The following is a 20600-nucleotide window of genomic DNA, read 5'->3' as shown; positions in this document are numbered from 1 at the left end:
CATGTTCCTTTCCGATTTCAGTATCAAGCGGCCCACCGCCACCATTGTCCTGATCCTGGCGATGATGTGCGTCGGCTTGCTGGCGCTCAAGAAACTGCGCGTCAACCAGAATCCGGACGTCGAAGTGCCGTTCATCGTCGTCAGCATTCCTTACCCTGGCGCATCTCCCGACACGGTCGAGCGCGAAGTGGTGAACCGCCTGGAAAAGTCGCTGCAAAGCATTTCCGGCGTGACCGAGGTCAACAGCGATTCAAATGAAGGTGCGGCCAGCATCTTCCTGAAGTTTTCCTTCAATACCAATTTGATCGAAGCGTCCGACAATATCCGCAATGCGATTGCCGCCGTGCGCTACAAGTTGCCGACGGAAATGCGCGAGCCCATCCTGCAGCGCATCGACCCGGCTGCCGAGCCGATCATGCAGCTGGCGCTGTCGTCGAACTCGCAAAGCCATGCGGAAATTTCGCGCCTGGCCGAAGACGTGCTGTCGGACCGCTTCCGCACCGTCGATGGCGTGGCGCTGGTCAACGTGGGCGGCTCGCTCAAGCGCGAACTGTCCGTGCTGCTGCGGGCGGAGAAACTGCGTGAATACAATGTGTCCGTCAGCGACGTCGTGACCGCCCTGCGCAACCAGAACACGAATGCCCCCGTCGGCAAGGTGCGCGGCACCCTGGACGAGAAAAGCATCCGCCTCGTGGGCCGCATCGAGTCGCCAAGCGACTTCGAGAAAGTAGTGATCAAGCGCCGCGGCGAGGAAATCGTGCGCCTGGCCCAAGTGGCCACCATCGAGGACGGCTTTGCCGAAGTCAACAGCCTGAGCATGCGCAGCGGCAAGCCCAACGTGGGCATTTCGATCACCCGCGTGCGCGACGCGTCCACCGTCAGCGTGGCCAACAAGATCCGCGACATGGTGGCGGACATCAACAAGACTTTGCCGAAAGGCACCTTGTTGCAAGTGACGCGCGATGGCGGCGAAAACGCCCAGCATAGCTTGAACAATGTGATCGAATCGCTGGTCCTGGGCGCCGTGCTGACGATTTTCGTCGTCTACGCCTTCCTGAACTCGTGGCGTTCGACCCTGATCACGGCGCTGAGCCTGCCCACGTCCGTGATTGCCGCCTTCATCGCCGTGTGGCTGTGCGGCTTTACCCTGAACTTCATGACCCTGCTGGGCCTGTCGCTGGCCATCGGCGTGCTGATCGATGACGCCATCGTCGTGCGTGAAAACATCGTGCGCCACATGCAGATGGGCAAGGACCGCCGCACGGCCGCGCTGGAAGGTACGGCCGAGATCGGCATGGCAGTGGCCGCCACGACCTTCTCGATCATTGCCGTCTTCATTCCCGTGGCCTTCATGCCGGGGATCTCGGGCGAATGGTTCCGTCCGTTTGCCTTGACGGTGACGTGCTCGGTGCTGGTCAGCCTGGGCATTTCGTTTACGCTCGACCCGATGCTGTCGGCCTACTGGGGCGATCCGGTCGAGGAACACTCGGCGCCGAAAAAAGGCATCGGCCGCGTGCTCGATAAATTCAACCACTGGTTCGACCACCAGGCCGACCGCTATGGCCGCGTGATCGCCTGGGCCCTGCACCACCGCCGCTGGATGGCCTTCATCGCCGTCATCAGCCTGGCGGGCGCCATAGCCCTGCACATCACGCACGGCGGCACGAGTTTCTTGCCTGCATCCGATTCGGGCAACCTGATGATCAATGTGCGCACGCCATCGTCGAGCAGCATCGAGTATTCGCGTCTGAAACTGGAAGCGGCGGCCGTGCTGGCGCGCACCTTGCCTGAAACCAAGGATACCAACAGCTCCATCAATGCGGGCGGCGGCCGTGTGTATGTCGATATCGGCAAGCGCAACACGCGCAAGCGTTCGGCCAAGGAAATCGCCGTCGAGCTGCGCGAGAAGATGTCGCGCCTGGTGGGCGCCGAATACGTGGTGCAGGACGACTTGAGCAACGGTTCGCAAAAGCCGATCCAGGTGGAATTCACCGGTCCCGATTCGCGTAAACTCATGGAAATTACCAACGCCTACATGGACAAGCTGCGCGCCATTCCCGGCGCCGTCGACGTGGGCTTGTCCGAGCAGGACCCGAAGAACGAGCTGCAGATCGAGCTCAACCGCGGCCTGGCCAACTCCATGGGCATTTCCGTCAATGATGCGGCGCAATCGTTGCGCGTGGCCTTTGCCGGCGTGGAAGTGGGCGACTGGGTCGATCCGACGGGCGAAACGCGCGACGTGGCCGTGCGCCTGCATCCCGACGACCGCGTGGCATCGGAAAACATCGAGCGCCTGCCGATCAGCGTGACGGGCACCTCGCAAATGGTGCCGCTCGACCAGATCGCCACCATTACCATGGGCAAGGGCCCGTCCGGTATCGAGCACAAGAATGGCAAGCGCACGATCACCGTGTCGGCCAATGCGCAGGGCCGTTCGAACGGCGAAGTGACGAGCGATGCCATGAAACTGGCCAACTCCATCGACTTCCCGCCCGGCTACGGCCTGGCGCTGGGCGGCGCTGGCCAGGATCAGCAAGAGCTGTTCACGGAAATGCTGATCGCGCTGGTGATGGGTATCGGCCTGATGTATTTGATCCTGGTGATGCAGTTCGGTTCCTTCACGGCGCCGGTGGCCGTGATGATGTCCTTGCCGCTCAGCCTGATCGGCGTGGTGGTGGCGCTGGTGATCACGAACAACACCCTCAACCTGATGAGCTTTATCGGCATCATCATGCTGATGGGCCTGGTCGCCAAGAACGCCATCCTGCTGCTCGACGCGGCGCGCAAGCGCGAGGAAGAGGGCCATGGCCGCGAAGATGCGCTCATGTATGCGGGCCGCATGCGTCTGCGCCCCATCCTGATGACGACGTTCGCGCTGATCGCCGGCATGTTCCCCGTGGCGCTGGGCCTGGGCGAGGGTGGCGAGTTCTACCGTCCATTGGCGATCGCCATCATCGGCGGCACCATCACTTCGACGATTCTGACTTTGCTCGTCGTGCCGACCTTCTATGACAGCATCGAAATCGCCCGCGATGGCGCCGTGGCCAAGTTCCACCGCCGCGCCGCGCGCATGCCCGTGGTCGTGGCCATGATATTGACCCTGATCGAATGCGTGCTGACCCTGCTGATGGTGCGCTTCGTCTACCGCATGCTGAAGAAGGCCGTGCTGTTCCTGATGGGACGCCGCGCGTCGAAAGCGGCGTCGGTCAGCCTGCAAAAGTAAGTCAGGCAGCCTCGGCTGCGCAATCCTTGTGCCAGGTCAAAGAGCCTTCTTCGGAAGGCTCTTTTTACGTCTGGTGCTCTACAATCGTAGGACGGGTGGGCAGGATCGCCAGCCTGGTATCGCGATACTTTTGCGATATTTTTCAACGGCAATGTGGCACGGCAACGTAACGGACCAGCACCATGTTCTTCAGCATCCGGCAGCCCATACTCGGCATCCTCATGGCATGCCTGCTGGCCGCTTGCGCCGTCGGGCCGGACTTCCGGCCTCCCGCCGCCCCTGGCGGCGACCGCTACACGCCGGCACCGTTGCCGGCGCACACCGTGGCGGCCCCTGGTCCCGCCGGCCAGGCGCAGCGCTTCGTGCCGGGCCAGGATATTCCCGCGCAATGGTGGTCGCTGTTCCAGTCGCCGGCGCTGGACCAGCTCGTGCGCGGCGCCCTCGCGCGCAGTCCGGGCCTGGCGTCGGCCCAGGCGGCCCTGCGCCAGGCCGATGAAAACTACCGCACCCTGTCCGGCCGCCTGCTGTATCCCGAAGTGGGCGCCCGGCTGGGCGTCAGCCGCGAAAAAAACAGCAGCCTGGAAGGGGCGGGCGGCGTCCTCAATTTGTACAATGCCTCGGTGAATGTGTCGTATGCGCTGGATGTATTCGGCGGCAACAAGCGCCAGCTGGAGGGCTTGCAAGCGCTGGTCGACTATCGGCAGTATCAGCTCGAAGCCGTGTACTTGGCCCTGACGGCCAACCTGGTGACGGCGGCCATCCGCGAAGCGTCGTTGCGCGCCCAGCTGCAGGCCACCGGAGAAATACTCGACGCGCAGCAAAAGCAGCTGGACCTGATCGAGCAGCAATTGCGCTTCGGCGCCATCGGCCGCGCTACGGTGCTGGTCCAGCGCAACACGGTGGCGCAGACGCGGGCCAGCGTGCCGCCGCTGGAAAAGGCGCTGGCCCTGACGCGCCACCAGCTGTCCGTGTATGCGGGCCGCTTGCCCAGCGAGCCCGGCATGCCTGAATTCGACCTGGCGTCGCTGCACCTGCCGCAGGACTTGCCCGTCTCCCTGCCGTCGGCCCTGGTGCGTCAGCGTCCCGACATCCGCGCCAGCGAAGCGCTGCTGCAGCAAGCCAGCGCGCAGATCGGCGTCGCCACGGCAGCCATGTATCCCCAGTTCACCCTGACGGGCAATGCCGGCGCGCTGGCCACCAGCGTTCCCGCGCTGCTGCACGCCAGTTCTGCCGTGTGGGGCGTGGCGGCCGGGCTGGCACAGCCTATTTTCAATGGGGGCGCATTGCGCGCCCAGCGGCGTGCCGCCATCGCCGCCTACGAGGGCGCGGCGGCCGATTACCGCGCCACCGTGCTGGCCGCCTTCCAGAATGTGGCGGACAGCTTGCGCGCCCTCGAGGCCGATGCCGCCGCCTTGCAGCAGCAAGCCGAGGTGGAGGCGCTGGCCAGCGAATCGCTGGCGCTGAGTACGCAGCAATTCAAGCTGGGCGCTATTAGCTACCTGAGCCTGCTGGACGCCCAGCGCACCTACCAGCAGGCCAGGGTGGGGCTGGTGCAGGCGCAGGCGGCCCGCTATGCCGATAGTGCCGCGCTGTTCCAGGCGCTGGGCGGCGGCTGGTGGAACCGTCCTGCGCTGGATAACGTTTCCGCCACGACCACCTTGCCGGTGGCGGCAGGCACGGATTGACTGTTGGACGCTGGCATAAACGGGGAGGGCATCCATGACGAAACGCAATAAGCGCATGCTCATCATGCTGGGGGCGGTGGTGCTGTTGATTGCCCTGCTGGCGCTGGGATTTTTCCTGCACATCCGCCAGCTCATGGCCAGTTCGCCCAAGCCCGCGCCGGAAACGGTGTCGGCGACCGTCATCCGCAAGGTCGAGTGGCAGCCGCACCTGGCTTCCGTGGGCACCCTGGTGGCCGTGCGCGGTGTCGACGTGACGAGCGAAATCGCCGGTCTCGTCAGATCCATCCATTTCAAGTCCGGCCAGGAAGTGAAGGCGGGGCAAGTGCTGCTGCAGCTGAATGCGGACGCCGACCTGGCGCAGCTGCGCGCCCTGGAGGCGGCGGCTGAACTGGCCGCATCCGTGCTGGCGCGCGACCGCCAGCAATTTGCCGTGCAGGCGATCAGCCAGGCGCAGGTCGACAACGACGTGGCCGACCTGAAAAGCCGCAAGGCGCTGGCGGCCCAGCAGGCGGCGCTGGTGGACAAGAAAACCATCCGCGCGCCGTTCGCGGGCAAGCTCGGCATCACCACGGTCAACCCGGGCCAGTATTTGAATCCCGGCGACAAGATCGTCACCTTGCAAACCATCGATCCCATCTATGTGGACTTTTATATTCCGCAAAAGCAGCTGGGCGGGCTGCAGGTGGGACAGGTGCTGAACCTGTCCAGCGATGCGCATGCGAACACGGCGTTTGCGGGCAAGGTCAGCGCCATCAGTTCCAAGGTCGACCCGGCCACGCGCAATGTGCAGGTGGAGGCCACGGTGGCCAATCCCCAGCGGCAGTTGTTGCCGGGCATGTTTGCCAACGTCAAGGTGGAGGTGGGAGAAAAGAAACAGTACCTGACTTTGCCGCAGACGGCGATCACCTACAACCCGTATGGTTCCACCGTCTTCGTCGTGCAGCCGGCGCAGCAGGCGCCCAAGGCCGCCGCGCCGGGCAGCGCCGCTCCCGCCGCCCCACCGCCGAAGGCGGGCGAGCTGGTGGTGCGGCAAGTGTTCGTCACGACGGGCGAAACGCGCGGCGACCAGGTGGCCGTGCTGACCGGGCTCACCGAGGGGCAGCAAGTCGTCACCAGCGGGCAGATCAAGCTCAAGAACGGTAGTCCCGTGGTGATCAGCAACGTCGTCGAGCCGCGCAATAATCCGCAGCCCACGCCGCAAGAACATTGAGGCGCCGCCATGAACTTCACCGATCTCTTTATCCGCCGGCCCGTGCTGGCGATGGTGGTGAGCCTGCTGCTGGTGGTGCTGGGCTTGCGCTCCCTGTTCAGCCTGCCCATCAACCAGTATCCGAAGACGCAGAACGCCGTCGTGACGATCTCGACCACCTATTACGGCGCCGACTCGCAGACGGTGGCCGGTTTCATCACGCAGCCGCTGGAATCGGCCATCGCCCAGGCGCAGGGCATCGATTACCTGTCCTCGTCGAGCAGCAGCGGCGTGTCCACCATCACGGCCACCCTGCGCCTCAATTACGACGCGAACCGGGCTTTGACGGAAATTAACACCCAGGTCAGTTCCGTGAAGAACCAGCTGCCCGCCCAGGCGCAGACGCCCGTGCTGACGGTGCAGATGGGGCAGACGACGGACGCGATGTACCTGGGCTTTTACAGCAAGACCTTGCCGACGAATAATGTGACGGATTACCTGAGCCGCGTGGTCAAGCCCAAGCTCGATTCCATCAGCGGCGTGCAGACGGCGGAACTGCTGGGCGCACGCCTGTTCGCGCTGCGCGCCTGGCTCGATGCGGACAAGATGGCCGCGTTCGGCGTGACGGCGGCCGAGGTCAGTACCGCCCTGGGCAATAACAATTACCTGGCCGCGCTGGGGTCCAGCAAGGGGCAGATGGTGACCGTTCCCCTGACGGCGGGCACGGACCTGCATTCGGTCGAGGAATTCAGGAAGCTCGTCGTCAAACGCAGCGGCGACTCCATCGTGCGGCTGGAAGACCTGGCCACCGTCGTGCTGGGTTCGGAAAACTATGATTTCAACGTGGCCTTCAGCGGCGTGCGCTCCGTCTTCATCGGCATCAAGGTGGCGCCGGAAGCCAATATCCTCGACGTGGCCAAGCGCGTGCGCGCCAGCTTTCCCGACATCCAGTCCCAGCTGCCGGCCGGGCTGACGGGCGAAATCGTGTACGACTCGACTTTCTTCATCAATACCTCGATCAAGGAGGTCATCAAGACCCTGGTCGAGGCGCTGCTGATCGTCACCATCGTCATCTATCTGTTCCTGGGCAGCCTGCGGGCCGTGATCGTCCCCGTGATCGCCATGCCGCTATCGCTGATCGGCACGTTTACGGCCATGCTGGCGCTCGGCTATTCCATCAACTTGCTGACCTTGCTGGCCATCGTGCTGGCCATCGGCCTGGTGGTCGACGACGCCATCATCGTGGTGGAAAACGTGGACCGCCACATGAAGCAGGGCCAGCCGCCGCTGGAAGCCAGCCTGCTGGCGGCGCGCGAACTGGGCAGTCCGATTCTGGCCATGACGGTGGTGCTCATCGCCGTGTACGTGCCCATCGGTTTCCAGGGGGGCCTGACGGGGGCGCTGTTCACGGAATTCGCCTTCACCCTGGCCGGCGCCGTGGCCGTGTCGGGCGTGGTGGCCCTGACTCTGTCGCCCATGATGTGTTCGCGCTTTTTCCGTCCGGAACAGGACAGCGGCCGCTTCGTGCAAGCCATCGACCGCGTCTTCGGCAAGGTGCACGACACGTATCAACGCCTGCTGCATGCGCTGCTCGACACCTGGGTGGTGCTCATCGTCATGGCGGCGCTATTGATGGTGGTGCTGGGGCTGATGTTCAGGATGTCGCAGTCCGAGCTGGCGCCCGAGGAAGACCAGGGAGTCGTGCTGTCGCAGGTGGTGGGCGACCCGACGGCCACGTCGGACCAGATGCAAGTGTATGCGGAGCAAATCTACCAGGTGGCCAAGGCCATGCCCGAATACAGCCAGATGTTCCAGATCACGGGCGTGCCGACGGTCAACTCGGGTTTTGGCGGCATGCTGATGACGCCCTGGGACCAGCGTACGCGCAGCGCCCAGGAGGTGCAGCAAGACTTGCAGGCGGGCTGGAACAAGATCGCCGGCGCGCGCGTGGCCGCCTTCCAGTTTCCCGCCTTGCCCGGTTCCTCCGGCTTGCCGGTGCAATTCGTCATCGCCACCACGGAACCGTTTGAAAACCTCGATGCCATCGCGCAGCAGGTGCTGGAGAAGGCGCGCGCATCGGGCAAGTTCTATTTCATCGATACGGACTTGAAAATCGACAAGCCGCAAGCGACCGTCGTGATCGACCGCGATAGTGTCGCCGCGCTCGGCATGACGCAGCAGGATGTGGGGCAGGCGCTGGGCGCTGCTCTGGGCGGCAACTACGTCAATTATTTTTCCATCGCCGGGCGTTCGTATAAAGTGATCCCGCAGGTGCTGCAGGTGGACCGCCTGAACCCGTCGGCAGTACTGGATTTCCACATCAAGACGCCCAGCGGCACGATGATACCGGCCAGTACCGTCGCGCATATCCAGTACGACGTCGTTCCCGAGTCGATCAACCGCTTCCAGCAACTCAATTCCGTGACGCTTGCCGGCGTGTCCGGCGCCTCGCAGGGCGAGGTGCTGGGCTTCATGCGCGACACACTGGCCCAGGTGGCGCCCAGCGGCTACACGGCCGATTATGCGGGGCAGTCGCGCCAGTTCGTGCAGGAATCGGGCGGCTTCATCGTCACCATGCTGTTTGCCGTGGTGATCGTCTTCCTGGCGCTGGCGGCGCAGTTCGAGAGCTTCCGCGATCCCGTCGTGATCCTCGTTTCCGTGCCGCTGGCCCTGTTTGGCGCCACCATGTTCATCTTCCTCGGCTTTGCGTCGATCAACATCTACACGGAGGTGGGCCTGGTGACCCTGATGGGCCTGATCAGCAAGCATGGCATCCTGATCGTGGAAGTGGCCAATCAGCTGCAAAAGACAGGCAAGAGCAAGCGCGAGGCGGTGGAAGAAGCGGCTGCCGTGCGCCTGCGCCCCATCCTGATGACGACGGCCGCCATGGTGTTTGGCGTGCTGCCCCTGGTGATCGCCTCGGGCGCGGGCGCGGCCGGGCGCCACGCGATGGGGCTGGTGATTTTCACGGGCCTGTCCATTGGCACCTTGTTTACCCTGTTCGTGGTGCCGGCCATGTATCTGTTCCTGGCGGCGGACCACCAGGCGCTGAGCGCACGGGCGGCTGGCAAGGCGGTTCCGGCCCACTGACGCGCGGTGGCTGCGAGATATTGCGCTCTGCAATAAAAAGAGCCTTCATCGGAAGGCTCTTTGTTGCGTATTCTGCTACGGGCTTGCAGCCCGGCCGGTCGTCGGGGCGGAGCGCAGGCGGTATTTAGCTGCCGCGTGGTGGGGTGGTGCCGGTCCCTGTGCCCGTCCCGCCCCCTGTGCCAGTTCCGGTCCCAGTGCCGGTTCCGGTCCCTGTCCCGTTACCGGTGCCGGTACCCGGCGTCGTGTTGGGCGTGGTGGTCGGCGGCGTGGTCGTGCCGTCGGGATTGGTGGTCGTGCCCGGTGCAACGGATGGGGTAGCGGGCGTGGTGGTGTCCGGCGTGGTGGTGCCGCTGGTGCCCGAGGTGCCGCTGCCGCCTGTGCCGGGCGTGGTGGCGGGCGTAGCTGGCGTGGCCGGGGCGGTGGTGGTTTCGTTATGCTTGTTGCAGCCGCCCAGCAGCGCGCAGACGATGGCGGTGCCGAGGACAAGCTTGCTGGTGCTAGGGAGTGGGGCCGTCATGATTGTTCCTTTCTCGTTGGAAAGCTGTCGTGGGTAGTCATACCTTGCCAACTGCCTGCCACGGTGCGGGCAGGCCGTCGTAGCAAGGCTGGCATCGCTTGCAAAAAATTAGAGTGGGCAGGTGCGCGCAGGTTCACCGGATTTACAAATCAACGGCTATCGGCAGCAGGATCGGCGATCCGTTTTGATATGGCGCAAACGCGCCACGTGAACGAGAAAGAAAGGGCCAGGACAGGACGTCCCGGCCGCGGGCGAGGGCCTTATTTGACGGCAGGGGCCTTGCTCACTTCCACTTCCCAATCCACGCCTGACGCGACGTGGTGTTTGGCGGCGAAGTCGCCCTGGCTGATGGCCACGGCCACGTCGAGCAGGCTGTTCAGGTAAACCAGCGGCTTGCCTTTGGCGACGCCGCCAAACGTGTGCTCGAACGGCGCCGTGACCTTGGCCACTTGCTTGCCCTTGTGCAGGATGCGTACTTGCAGCGGATCGTGCAGTTTCACCTGCAATTCGTCGAGCAGCGATTTCGGGATATTCGTCCAGACATTGCCATATTTCACATCGAGCACGGGCACGATGCCGCGGATGGTATTGCCGTCGCGTACGGGTTTTTGGTACGCGATCTTGACCACGGATGCGCTGGGCAATGACGGGCCCACCTGTTCGTAGGTGATGGCGCCCGAGGCCAGGCGCGCGCCCACGTACGCGTACACGTCGCGGCCATGGAAAGTGTAGGACTCGGCGGAGCCCGCCAGGCGGTTGACCTTTTCATCGATTTCACGCAGTTCGGCCACGCCGTCGCGCTCGGCGATCAACGTGAACAGACCGTTGTCCGGACCCACGAAGTAGCGTCCGCTCTTGGTTTTCAGCACCACCGACTTGCGCGCCGTGCCCACGCCCGGGTCGATGACGGAAACAAACACCGTGCCTTGCGGCCAGTAATTGGCCGTCTGGTACAAACGGTAGGCGCCCAGCCAGATGTCGTAGTCGGGAATCTGGTGGGTCAGGTCCGAAATGGTGAGCTGGGGATCGACGCCATAGGCGACACCATGCATGGCGGACACGGCGCCGTCGGCCGTGCCGAAGTCCGTCATCAGCACCAGCGGCGCGGCAGCCTGGGCACTGGATAACAGGAGGGCGCTCAGGCAGGCGCCGGCGGCGAGATGGGAGATTCGTTTGATGATCATGATTTATCCTTGTCCGTGTCAGAACGTGTAGCTTAATTTAGCGTAAAAGTAGGCGCCATTGACGCCGATGGGGTTGATGAAATTGTAGGGCAGGGCGCCGCCATACGTGGCGTTGTTCGTTTCCCGCACGCGCTGCGGATAGCGGTCGAGGATATTGTTGCCGCCCACGCTCACCGTCAGTTGCTTGCTCAGTTTCAATTGGCCTTCCAGGTCCAGCGACCAGACGGCGCCGAAGCGCTGGGCGGGAATGCCGTCGATCAGGGGCGCATCGCTGTCGTAGGAAAAATCTTTCAGCTCGCCAAAGCGCGTGGCGCGCGCCTGCACGCCCCAGCCTGCCGCCTGCCAGTCGGCGCCGAGTATCAATTTGCTGGTGGGCGACGCATGTTTGATGCGGAACAAACTCGTCTCCGTCAGCAGGGTCAGACTCGGATCGATGGCGGCTAGCGCGGTGGAACTTTGGCGCACCTTGTCGAGACTGGTCTTGTTCAGGTTCAGGGCCGCATTCAGGTTCAGCTTGCCTGACGTGAAGGCCAGATCGTGGTTCAGTACCACGTCCAGGCCTTTGGTACGCGTGTCGAGCAAATTGGCCAGGTAGGCCACGGACTGGATATCGCCGCGGCCATTCGCGGCCAGGTAGGCCGTGACGGCGTCGCTTTGCAAGTCGCTCGAACGCGTGATGCGGTCGCGGATGCGGATCACGTAGGCGTCCACCGTCACGCTGGTGGCGGCTGCCGGTTTCCAGGCCAGGCCCAGCGAGACGTTGGCCGATTTTTCCGGTTTCAGCTGTTGTGCGCCGAAGCTGCGCGCCAGCGGGTCGCTGGCCGGCAGCAGGGCCGCCGTTTGCAGGGCCGTGCCATCGGCGTTGAAGTTCAAGGTGGCGAAGCGGAAACCCGTCTGCACAAGGGCCGGTGCGCGGAAGCTGTTCGACAGCGAGCCGCGCACAAGAAAATTGTCCGTCACTTTATAGCGCGTGGACAACTTGCCCGTGCTGGCGCTGCCGAAGTCGCTGTAGTCGGAATAGCGGGCGGCGGCGCCCACCAGCAGGCGCGGCGTGAGGTCGCTTTCCACGTCCGCATACACGGAGCGGATTTGCCGGCTGCCATCGTAGGCGTCCGACGGGCGCAGGCCCGGTCCCGCCTGCGCGCCCGGTGGCGCATCGGTGAAGCTGCCGGCCGCATACGAGGCAGCATCGCCGGCCGAGCTGGTGTAGGTTTCGCGCATCCACTCGGCGCCCACGGCCACGCTGAACGGAGCGGGCAAGCCGATGTCGATGCTGCGCGTGGCATCGATATTCAAGGCATTCTGGCGGAAGTCGAAACCGGCCAGATTGAAACGCGTGGGACTGGCCGCGCCCAGCGAAGCGTTGACGGAGTGGCTTACGCCGTAGTCAAAGCGGTCGCTGCCGTGGCGCGCGCTGGCGTCCCAGTTCCACGCGCCCGCGCTGCCGCGCACGCCGGCAACGATGCTGAGGTCGCGCTTGTCGCCGTTGGTGACGGGGCGGTAGCCGTGCGGATACAGGGCCGGCACGTTCGACGGGTCGCCCGGATAGCGGAAGTAGGCGCTGCCGTCCGATGTGCGTTCGTTGAGGGTGGCAAACGAGTACAGGTCGAGGCCGCTGGCCAGGGTGAGCTGGGTGTTGTAGAACAAATAGTTGTTGCGCTGGCGCGAGTCGCCCGACTTGAACACCACCTTGCCGTCGAGCGCCTGGTCGGCCGGCGTGAAGTTGTAGGACGTCCAGCCCGCGTCGCTGGGGCCGGCCCGTTCCGTGGGCGAGCGGCGCCGCGTTTCAGCGCCGAAGCGGAAGAATCCCGCTTCGCCCAGCGGCACGCCGTAGTCGGCGTTGACGATGACGGTCTGGCCATCCGTCAGGGTTTGATCGGTGGGCTCGAAATGCGTGTGGTTGGCGCCGTAGCTGACGGAGGCGGCGCCGCCCGTGCGCGCCTTTTTCAGCACGATGTTGATGACGCCCGCCACGGCGTCGCTGCCGTACTGGGCGCCGGCGCCGTCGCGCAGGATTTCGATGTGGTCGATGGCGTTCGGTGGAATGGCGTTGATGTCGACCGGCACGGTGCCGGCAAAGCTGCTTTCCGTGTCCAGCACGGCGCTCGTGTGGCGGCGCTTGCCGTTGATCAGCACCAGCACCTGGTCGGGCGCCAGGCCCCGCAACTGGATGCCGCGCACGGAGTCCGACGCGCCGCTCGATTCAATGCGTGGGAAGTTGATCGACGGCGACAGGTTTTGCAGGGCCGCGCCCACGTCGCCCGAGGCCAGCGCATTGCTCACTTCACGCGCGCCGAAGCGGTCGATGGGCACGCTGCTGTCGAACACCGTGCGGTTGCGCGCGCGCGAACCGACGACGGTGACCTGGTCGATGCTGGCGCTCGCTGGCGTGGCGGCGCCGGTGGCGGTGTCGTCAGTCTGGGCCCACGCGGGCACGGCGCCCAGCATGGCGCAGGCCAGCACGATGGCGCGCAGCGGCGTGGCGGGAAGGGAAGGCGTGGCGGATGAGTGGCGCGGATACAAGGCGGTGTCCTTTGGGCTCGATTAGTGTTGGTACGGAAACAGTTGCAATGAGCTTAAGGGAGGTGGCGGTGTGCGCTAACGATTCTTTCTGGATATGCTTATGCTGTTGTTTTTATGCCGCCAGATTGCGCAGCAGGGCGGGAATCTCGGCCGGGATTTCGCGCGCCAGGTAGCCGAGGAGGCCGAAGCGCAAGGCCAGCTGTTCACCCGCCAGCGCATGCAGGGCGATGCCCCAGGCGCACGCTTGCTCCAACGGTGCGCCGCGCGCGGCCAGGCCCGTGATGATGCCGGCCAGGGTGTCGCCGGAACCGGAAATGGCCAGGCCGATATTGCCGCCCGCATGCGTCCAGGTGTTGCCATCGGGCATGGCGATGACGGTCAGCGCGCCTTTCAGCGCGACGATGGCATGCCAGCGCCGCGCCGCCTCCATGGCGCAGGCATGCGGGTCGGCCAGCACGGCATCCTTCGACAGGCCCATCAGCTGGGCCAGCTCGCCTGCGTGCGGCGTCAGCAGCACGGGCTGCTCAAAATGAAACTGCGGCGGCTGGCGCACGACCTGCATGGCGCAGGCGTCGAGAATCAGCCGGCTGCCGGCAAACAGGGGCAGCAGGTGGCGCATCAGCTCGCAACTGGCGGCTGTGTCGCACATGCCGGGCCCGACGAGCACGGCATCGACCTTGCCGGCCAGCGGCGCCAGCTGGTGGCGCGCCTCGTGGCGGAAGCCGCCCTGCACCGTTTCATCGAGGCCGATGACCCGCGCCTCGGGCATGGCGACGGCCACTTGCGCCGCCACCGACGCGCCCGTCGCCAGGGTCAGCTTGCCTGCGCCCGCGCGCAGGGCGGCCGTGGCTGCCAGCACAATGGCGCCCGGCATTTCCTCGGAACCGGCGACGATCAGCAGATGGCCGCGCACTTCCTTGTCGCCATCGGGCTGGGGCATGGGCAGGGGCCAGGAGCGCAGCAGGGAAGGCGTGATGTCGATGGCGTCCATGGATGAGCTCCGAGAGATCAGGATTTCGGCGCAGCCGGCATGTCGGGCTGTGCCGTGACGGGTGTGCCGGCCGCTTCCAGCGGCGCGACGAAGTTGCACAGGTCCAGCTGCAGCTTGCCGTGTCTGCCCAGGGCGGGATTGAAGGCATACGAGGTGACGCCGCAGTTGGGCACGTCGGCCGCCTTGTCGATGGCCAGGATGGCTTGCTCGTCGCAGCGCTCGAGCAGGTAGCGGAAGCAGTTGACGATGACCTGATGGCCGACGATCAGTACCCGTTCGCCCCGGTATTCGCGGGTGATGGTGTCGAGCACGCTGCGCAGGCGCAGGATGACGTCGCACCAGCTTTCGCCGCCCGGCGGGCGGAAATAAAACTTGCCGACGTGCTGGCGCTGTTCGTGCAATTCCGGGTACTTGCTGGCGATGCCGTGCACGGTCAGGCGGTCGAGGATGCCGAATTCCTTTTCGCGCAGGCGCTCGTCGGCCACCACGGCGCCCAAGCTGTCCGCATCGATGCGCGCCAGCACGGCTTGCGCCGTCTGCTGGGCCCGCACGTAGGGCGAATACAGCACGACGGTCGGTTGTTGTTCAGGGGGGAGGGTGGCGAACCAGTCGCCGAGGGCTTGCGCCTGGCGCGCGCCAAGCTCGGAGAGGGGGACGTCGACATCGCGCTCGGCGATGGCGATTAATAACTGTTTTTCCGCTTCGGCGGCATCGCGCGCCACGTTGCCGGCACTTTGGCCGTGACGCACGATCCAGATTTGCTGCGGCCATTTCTGTTCCATCGCCTTGCGCCTTCCTCCGTATTGATTGCGATCCAATATAGACGAAAGCGGCAAGGCGCGGCGCGCAACTCGTTGGGCTTTTAGGCCGCGTGTTCCGCCTCATCCAAGTCAGGCGCGTCGTCGCTGTTGTAGACGGCCAGGTCGGTTTCGCCCATGACCCGGCTGGTGACGGTGCCGGCCGTGATCGAGCCGCTCACGTTCAGGGCCGTGCGGCCCATGTCGATCAGCGGTTCGACGGAGATCAGCAAGCCGGCCAGCGCGACGGGCAAGTCCATCGCCGACAGCACGATCAGGGCGGCAAACGTGGCGCCGCCGCCCACGCCGGCCACGCCGACGGAACCGATGGTGATGATGGCCAGCAAGGGCAGCAGGAAGCTGATGGTGAACGGATCGACGCCGACGGTGGGGGCGATCATGACGGCGAGCATGGCCGGATAGATGCCGGCGCAGCCATTCTGGCCGATGGTCGAGCCGAATGAGGCGGCGAAGTTGGCGATGCCTTCCGGCGTGCCCAGGCGCTGGGTTTGCGTCTGCACGCTCATCGGGATCGAGCCGGCGCTGGTGCGCGAGGTGAAGGCGAAGGCCAGCACGGGGAAGACTTTTTTCACGAAGCGCAGCGGGTTCAGGCCCACGCCAGCGATGATGGCCAGATGCACGAGGAACATCAATATCAGTGCGCTGTACGAGGCGACGACGAAGTTGATCAATTTCAAGATGTCCGTGTAGCTCGACGACGCCACCACTTCAAACATCAGCGCGAACACGCCGTACGGCGTCAGGCGCAGCACCAGGGTGACCATGCGCATGACGATGGCGTGCGCCACTTTCATGAAGTGCTCGAAGGACGCGAAAATTTCCGGCTTCTTCGCCGCGATGCCCGTGGCCGAGATGCCGATGAAGATCGAGAACACGACCACGGCGATGGTCGACGTCTTGCGCGCGCCCGTCATGTCGAGGAAGGGGTTGGTCGGCACGAAGCTGACCAGCAGTTTCGGCAGGGACAGGGCTTTCGCCGTTTCCAGCGAGCCTTGCAGCTGCACGCCGCGCGCCACTTCGGCCGCGCTCGAGGTCAGGCCTACTGCCGTCAGGCCGAACAGTTTGGCCATCAAAATGCCCAGAGCGGCGGCGATCGTGGTGGTGATGAGCAGGGTGCCGATGGTCAGCGCGCTGATCTTGCCCAGGGAACTCGCATCCTTGAGCTTTAAAATGGCGGAGATGATGGAGACCATGATCAGCGGCATGATGATCATCTGCAGCAGTTTGACATAGCCGCTGCCGACGATGTCGATGTATTCATTGGTGCCCGCGATGACGGGCGAACCGGCGCCGTACAGCCACTGCACGGCCGCGCCCAGCAGCACGCCCAGGCCCAGGCCCGTGAAGACGCGCACGGTGAACGTCGCGTGTTTGCGTTGCTGGTGGAACATGAAGGCGAAGACGATCAGCGCAACGAGCAGGTTCAGAATGATGTTAATTGCCATGAAGGGGCCTTATCTTGGTTTTATTCGAGACTGCGGAGAGCACTTTACTACAAGTCATTGCTGCCCCAGCCTGGGGCGAAAGGGCAAGCACTGTACAGTACTATGGGGGTGTTTTACGCGATACTGCTGCGAATATTACGCTATATAAATATGCTCCACAGGCATAAGCCTTCAGGATGATTGTGAAATTGGCTATTTCGTGCCAGCATGGTTTTCCCGTTTGTTAATATGCGCGCGTGATTTTAATAAGGAAAAAAATGAATGCTTTAACGGAAGTACAAGTGCTGGATGCGGAAGAGCGCTTGCGCCTGGCCATGATGGCGTCCGACGTGGCCGCGCTGAATGTCTTGCTGGCCGACGAGCTACTGTTTACGAATCACCTGGGTCATCTGCTGAGCAAGCATGCGGACCTGGCTGCGCACGAGCAGCGCCTGCTGGCCATCACGGACTTGCGCGCGTCCGAGCGCCATGTGCGCATCAACGGCAACGTGGCCGTGGTCTCCGTGCGCATGCAGTTGACGGGCAAGTATCACGACGTGGAAACGCATGGCGACTTCCGTTTTACGCGCGTGTGGGCGCAGGATGCGGCCGGCGCGCTGCAAGTGATCGCCGCCCATTCGGGCGTCGTGGCTTGAGGAGCACGGTTTAGTGGATCATCGTTCCAAAGGGCAGCTGTTTGAAGCTGTCATCGCCGCCGGCCCCGCCACCCTGGCCATCACGGCCGGCTATCCCCTGCTGCTGTACAACCTGGTGCGCACCTGGGCCGACGCCCCCGGCGCCAATGCGCTGGCCGCGCTGCTGCTGACGGGCGGCCTGTGGGCCTTGCTGGAATTCTGGCGCATCGCGCTGGCGACGGTGGCGCGCAAGGCCTATGCATTCAACTGGCGCTTCTGGCTGGCCATCGCCGGCTTCCTTGCCTGCTTCGTACGTTTCGTGCCGGACATGCCGGCCGGACTGATGCTGCTGTTGCTGGTGCTGCCGGCGCTGGCGTGGACGCATTTCATCTTGTTGCAGATCAAGCGGCCGCGCGACCTGTAGGGTTTATTCTTCCTCTTCGGCTTCTGCCTTCAGCCAGGCTATCCGCCCATTGCCCGCCTCATGCAGATGGGCGAGCAGGGCGGTGGCCGCCGTTTCAGGCAGGCTGAAGTCGAACAGCACGTCTTCCCCATGCGCCACGTTCAGCAGGGTGGCGCCGGCGCCATCTAGTTCGCGGCGCAGCATGCCTTCCATCGCATACGGTACCGTGCAGCGCAGGGTGCGCTGGCGCACGATGGCCGTCTTTTCCGCCTGCAAGAGTGCCTGCGCCACGCTGTCCGTGTAGGCGCGCACGAGGCCGCCCGCACCGAGCTTGATGCCGCCAAAATAGCGCACGACGGTGGCCAGCACGCCTTCGAGGTCCTGGTGGCGCAGCACGTCGAGCATGGGCCGCCCGGCCGTGCCGCTCGGTTCGCCATCGTCGACGGCCGCCGATTGCCCGCCCGCCAGCAGCGCCCAGCACACATGGCAGGCGCCCGGATGCTGCGCCTTCAAGTCATTGACCACCTGCTGCGCGCTGGCGCGGTCCGTCATCGGCTGCACGCAACCGATGAAACGGCTTTTCTTGATGATCAGTTCGCTGTGGACGGGGGCGGCAATGGTAAACGGCATGGCGGGTGCGAAGGCGGGCAAAGCAGCATGATAGAGGAAATGCGCGCCGGGGACGAGTCAGCCCGCTCACGCGGCCGCGACGGCCACCAGTTCGCGCAGCGCCGCATCGCGCACCTGCAGGATCTCGAACAGTCCCAGCGCGTGCAGGGCGGGCAGGGCGTCGACAATGTCGCGCTCGGCGATGGCCTTGTCCTCGATGCTGCTGGCGTCGTCCAGCCACAGCCGGGCATTGGCGAGAAAAGCGCCCACCGTGCCTTTGCGCACGGTGACGCCATTGAACTGGCCCTGGTTTTGTTGATCCGGTAACACGTCTTCTGCACGCATGCTGAACTCCTGAAGGTTGGAAAGACTTCACTGTATGATGGCCGGACTGTCTTGCCTGCGTTGTTTATGTCATTCGATACGTCAAATCCGCCAATCTTGCCGCCAGCACCGCCGCTGCGCGCCATGCGCATTGTCCAGCCGCAGGAAAGGGTGACGGGGGCGCACCGCCATGCCAGCGGCCAGCTGTTCGGCGCCATGCGGGGCTTGCTCTCCGTTACGGCCGACAGCGGACAGTGGGTGGTGCCGGCCAGTCACTGCGTGTGGGTGCCGCCCCATCACGTGCACGCGCTGCGTTCGCACGGCCCGTTTGCGGGCTGGAGCGTATATGTGGATGAGGCCAGCTGCGCCGGCTTGCCCGCCGCGCCTTGCGTGATGCGCGTCTCGGGCTTGCTGCGCGAGGCGGTGAGCCGCGCCAGCACCTGGGGCGAGGGCGCGCTGGAGGCACTGGACGCGCGTCAGGCCCGGGTGGCGGGCGTGATCCTCGATGAGATCGCCGCCGCGCCGCACGAATCCTTCGGCTTGCCCCTGCCCACGGACCCGCGCCTGCTGCGCGTGGCGCGCGCCGTGCTTGACGACCTGGCCGACGAGCGTGGCGTGGAAGCACTGGCCGCCTGGGCCGGCGTCTCGCCGCGCACCCTGGCGCGCCGTTTTACGCTGGAGACCGGCTTTACGCCCTCCGCCTGGCGCCAGCGCGCCCGCATCCTGCGCGCCCTGGAACTATTGGCCGCCGGCCAGCCCGTGACGACGATTGCGCTGGACCTGGGCTACGACAACGTCAGCGCCTTCATCGCCATGTTCAAGAGGGTGATGGGGGTGACGCCGGGGAGGTATGGGGAAGGCAATGAATCGGGAAATATCGGTATTGGATAAAGCGCAACTGGCTGTTGATAGAGGCGGCCAAGGCTGAAATCGTGTACGAATGCCGGACCTGCCCCCGGCCCCTTGCGTGACCCCGGCCCCTTGCGGAATTTTTCAGGAATAGTTGTTGAACTCTGAGTTGTAAAGCGCTGATTGTCCTTGTGTGCTAGGTTCTCTTTCGCTGCGATGCGAATATTTCTGATATCACTGATGTGATTGGTTTTAAGGTTGGTGGGTTAGGGACCCAGGTTTCAGGGGGCACCCTTGATACCGTAATGGGTTTTGGCGATAACTCATAACCAGCCATAATTTTCAGGGCAGCTTCTTTTGTGAAGTAACGGAGCGTGTGTTGTTGCATAACAATTTTGGTTGGACTTAGGGATCTAGCGAACAGAAGTTCATAGGCTTCTTCTTTTTCGCTAGTATTTAAATAATCGATCTCATCTATTTTCAGAAAAGCTTTTGCAATATGTTCCCAGATTCGTATTTCTATTTCTGGTTTCTTGTCGCGAGAGAAAGATTCATGCCATCCTTCCTCACCTTCTGGAAAAACTTCATGCAGAATATGGCTGACGATAGATATTCTTTCTTTTTGAGCTTTGCTTAAAGTGCTAGTGCCAATGGGTAGCTGTATTATTTCTTCAAGAGGGATTGAAATAATTTCACCATACTTCTCTTGGTATTGATCATTTATTGGAGGTTCTGGTTCTTGGGTTGTTATTAGATCAACCGAAATAATAGGCCGGTCATGCTGATGCTCAGTATTTAAATTGGAGCAGACCTCAAGAACAATATGTCGCGCTATTTTTGCCGGAATTCGGAAAAATTCTCGGGAATTATTTACGCGGAAAGCAGCAAGGCGGCGATGTACTATGCGTTCTGCAATTCTGCAGTCCGCAACACTGCATGCAAATAGAACATCAAACGGTTCTGGTACTCCAGTGGCTCCTGAGTACAGTTGTTTTGCTCGGGAGTTGGTTTGTTTTTTTGTCATTCCAATCTTTAAAATGTTTCTTTGGAAAGACTTGTTCTTTAGAATGTATAGCTGACTCGAGTCCATGTTTTTAACGTGTTGGAATAGCTGGAAAATGGAGTATATCAGCTAA

16 protein-coding genes are annotated in these 20600 nt (G+C 63.4%); 7 read left to right on the top strand and 9 right to left on the bottom strand.

Annotated features, from left to right (window positions below):
• Position 1 precedes the first annotated feature (1 nt).
• From OX462_RS20170 to OX462_RS20155, 4 genes are all read left to right on the top strand, one after another.
• Complete coding sequence (locus tag OX462_RS20170) at positions 2-3223, top strand: efflux RND transporter permease subunit (protein WP_409026907.1); 3222 nt, start codon at positions 2-4, stop codon at positions 3221-3223.
• A gap of 182 nt (positions 3224-3405) precedes the next feature.
• Positions 3406-4908: an efflux transporter outer membrane subunit gene (locus tag OX462_RS20165; protein ID WP_409026906.1), complete on the top strand. Its 1503-nt coding sequence runs from the start codon at positions 3406-3408 to the stop codon at positions 4906-4908.
• Between the two features lie 34 nt (positions 4909-4942).
• Positions 4943-6118: an efflux RND transporter periplasmic adaptor subunit gene (locus OX462_RS20160; protein ID WP_409026905.1), complete on the top strand. Its 1176-nt coding sequence runs from the start codon at positions 4943-4945 to the stop codon at positions 6116-6118.
• Between the two features lie 9 nt (positions 6119-6127).
• A complete protein-coding gene (locus OX462_RS20155; protein ID WP_409026904.1) occupies positions 6128-9187 on the top strand; it encodes an efflux RND transporter permease subunit in 3060 nt (1019 codons plus the stop codon).
• A gap of 124 nt (positions 9188-9311) precedes the next feature.
• Here the strand turns inward: OX462_RS20155 and OX462_RS20150 are convergent, their stop codons facing one another.
• From OX462_RS20150 to OX462_RS20125, 6 genes are all read right to left on the bottom strand, one after another.
• Entirely contained in the window at positions 9312-9704 is a 393-nt protein-coding gene (locus tag OX462_RS20150) for a hypothetical protein (RefSeq protein WP_162995587.1), read from the bottom strand.
• Positions 9705-9964: 260 nt separating this feature from the next.
• Entirely contained in the window at positions 9965-10888 is a 924-nt protein-coding gene (locus OX462_RS20145) for an SAM hydrolase/SAM-dependent halogenase family protein (protein ID WP_409026903.1), read from the bottom strand.
• Positions 10889-10906: 18 nt separating this feature from the next.
• Positions 10907-13411 carry a TonB-dependent receptor plug domain-containing protein gene (locus OX462_RS20140; RefSeq protein WP_409026902.1) on the bottom strand — a complete coding sequence of 835 codons (2505 nt, stop codon included), beginning with the start codon at positions 13409-13411 and terminating at the stop codon, positions 10907-10909.
• A 112-nt stretch (positions 13412-13523) separates the two neighbouring features.
• On the bottom strand, positions 13524-14402 hold the full coding sequence (locus OX462_RS20135) for an NAD(P)H-hydrate dehydratase (RefSeq protein WP_070312449.1): 879 nt from the start codon (positions 14400-14402) through the stop codon (positions 13524-13526).
• 17 nt (positions 14403-14419) lie between these two features.
• Positions 14420-15184, bottom strand: coding sequence for a histidine phosphatase family protein (locus tag OX462_RS20130; RefSeq protein WP_409026901.1), 765 nt, complete (start codon positions 15182-15184; stop codon positions 14420-14422).
• An 80-nt stretch (positions 15185-15264) separates the two neighbouring features.
• The gene (locus tag OX462_RS20125; RefSeq protein WP_070224693.1) at positions 15265-16665 is read right to left on the bottom strand and encodes an L-cystine transporter; all 1401 of its coding nucleotides are present in this window, start codon (positions 16663-16665) and stop codon (positions 15265-15267) included.
• 257 nt (positions 16666-16922) lie between these two features.
• Between OX462_RS20125 and OX462_RS20120 the strand changes: the two genes are divergently transcribed.
• Positions 16923-17300 carry a nuclear transport factor 2 family protein gene (locus OX462_RS20120; protein ID WP_070290666.1) on the top strand — a complete coding sequence of 126 codons (378 nt, stop codon included), beginning with the start codon at positions 16923-16925 and terminating at the stop codon, positions 17298-17300.
• Between the two features lie 13 nt (positions 17301-17313).
• Positions 17314-17703, top strand: coding sequence for a hypothetical protein (locus OX462_RS20115; protein WP_070224691.1), 390 nt, complete (start codon positions 17314-17316; stop codon positions 17701-17703).
• Between the two features lie 3 nt (positions 17704-17706).
• On the opposite strand, the gene OX462_RS20110 is transcribed toward OX462_RS20115, so the two are convergent.
• Together OX462_RS20110 and OX462_RS20105 are read right to left on the bottom strand one after the other, a co-directional pair.
• A complete protein-coding gene (locus OX462_RS20110; protein ID WP_070290668.1) occupies positions 17707-18312 on the bottom strand; it encodes an IMPACT family protein in 606 nt (201 codons plus the stop codon).
• A 66-nt stretch (positions 18313-18378) separates the two neighbouring features.
• Positions 18379-18636 carry a hypothetical protein gene (locus OX462_RS20105; RefSeq protein WP_409026900.1) on the bottom strand — a complete coding sequence of 86 codons (258 nt, stop codon included), beginning with the start codon at positions 18634-18636 and terminating at the stop codon, positions 18379-18381.
• A 123-nt stretch (positions 18637-18759) separates the two neighbouring features.
• Between OX462_RS20105 and OX462_RS20100 the strand changes: the two genes are divergently transcribed.
• Positions 18760-19506, top strand: coding sequence for an AraC family transcriptional regulator (locus tag OX462_RS20100; RefSeq protein ID WP_409028769.1), 747 nt, complete (start codon positions 18760-18762; stop codon positions 19504-19506).
• Positions 19507-19660: 154 nt separating this feature from the next.
• Here the strand turns inward: OX462_RS20100 and OX462_RS20095 are convergent, their stop codons facing one another.
• On the bottom strand, positions 19661-20554 hold the full coding sequence (locus OX462_RS20095) for a GIY-YIG nuclease family protein (RefSeq protein WP_409026899.1): 894 nt from the start codon (positions 20552-20554) through the stop codon (positions 19661-19663).
• Positions 20555-20600 lie beyond the last annotated feature (46 nt).

The organism is Janthinobacterium aestuarii (assembly GCF_046113285.1).
Classification (GTDB): Bacteria; Pseudomonadota; Gammaproteobacteria; order Burkholderiales; family Burkholderiaceae_D; genus Janthinobacterium.
The sequence above is the reverse complement of the archived record's forward strand: the minus strand, read 5'-3'. Positions and strand labels throughout refer to the sequence as shown.

What these genes read in the sequence shown, in the direction of transcription:
- OX462_RS20170 (WP_409026907.1), top strand. Translation starts at nt 2, where the DNA reads ATGTTCCTTTCCGATTTCAGTATCAAGCGGCCCACCGCCACCATTGTC.
- OX462_RS20165 (WP_409026906.1), top strand. Translation starts at nt 3,406, where the DNA reads ATGTTCTTCAGCATCCGGCAGCCCATACTCGGCATCCTCATGGCATGC.
- OX462_RS20160 (WP_409026905.1), top strand. Translation starts at nt 4,943, where the DNA reads ATGACGAAACGCAATAAGCGCATGCTCATCATGCTGGGGGCGGTGGTG.
- OX462_RS20155 (WP_409026904.1), top strand. Translation starts at nt 6,128, where the DNA reads ATGAACTTCACCGATCTCTTTATCCGCCGGCCCGTGCTGGCGATGGTG.
- OX462_RS20150 (WP_162995587.1), bottom strand. Translation starts at nt 9,704, where the DNA reads ATGACGGCCCCACTCCCTAGCACCAGCAAGCTTGTCCTCGGCACCGCC.
- OX462_RS20145 (WP_409026903.1), bottom strand. Translation starts at nt 10,888, where the DNA reads ATGATCATCAAACGAATCTCCCATCTCGCCGCCGGCGCCTGCCTGAGC.
- OX462_RS20135 (WP_070312449.1), bottom strand. Translation starts at nt 14,402, where the DNA reads ATGGACGCCATCGACATCACGCCTTCCCTGCTGCGCTCCTGGCCCCTG.
- OX462_RS20130 (WP_409026901.1), bottom strand. Translation starts at nt 15,184, where the DNA reads ATGGAACAGAAATGGCCGCAGCAAATCTGGATCGTGCGTCACGGCCAA.
- OX462_RS20125 (WP_070224693.1), bottom strand. Translation starts at nt 16,665, where the DNA reads ATGGCAATTAACATCATTCTGAACCTGCTCGTTGCGCTGATCGTCTTC.
- OX462_RS20120 (WP_070290666.1), top strand. Translation starts at nt 16,923, where the DNA reads ATGAATGCTTTAACGGAAGTACAAGTGCTGGATGCGGAAGAGCGCTTG.
- OX462_RS20110 (WP_070290668.1), bottom strand. Translation starts at nt 18,312, where the DNA reads ATGCCGTTTACCATTGCCGCCCCCGTCCACAGCGAACTGATCATCAAG.
- OX462_RS20105 (WP_409026900.1), bottom strand. Translation starts at nt 18,636, where the DNA reads ATGCGTGCAGAAGACGTGTTACCGGATCAACAAAACCAGGGCCAGTTC.
- OX462_RS20100 (WP_409028769.1), top strand. Translation starts at nt 18,760, where the DNA reads ATGCGCATTGTCCAGCCGCAGGAAAGGGTGACGGGGGCGCACCGCCAT.
- OX462_RS20095 (WP_409026899.1), bottom strand. Translation starts at nt 20,554, where the DNA reads ATGGACTCGAGTCAGCTATACATTCTAAAGAACAAGTCTTTCCAAAGA.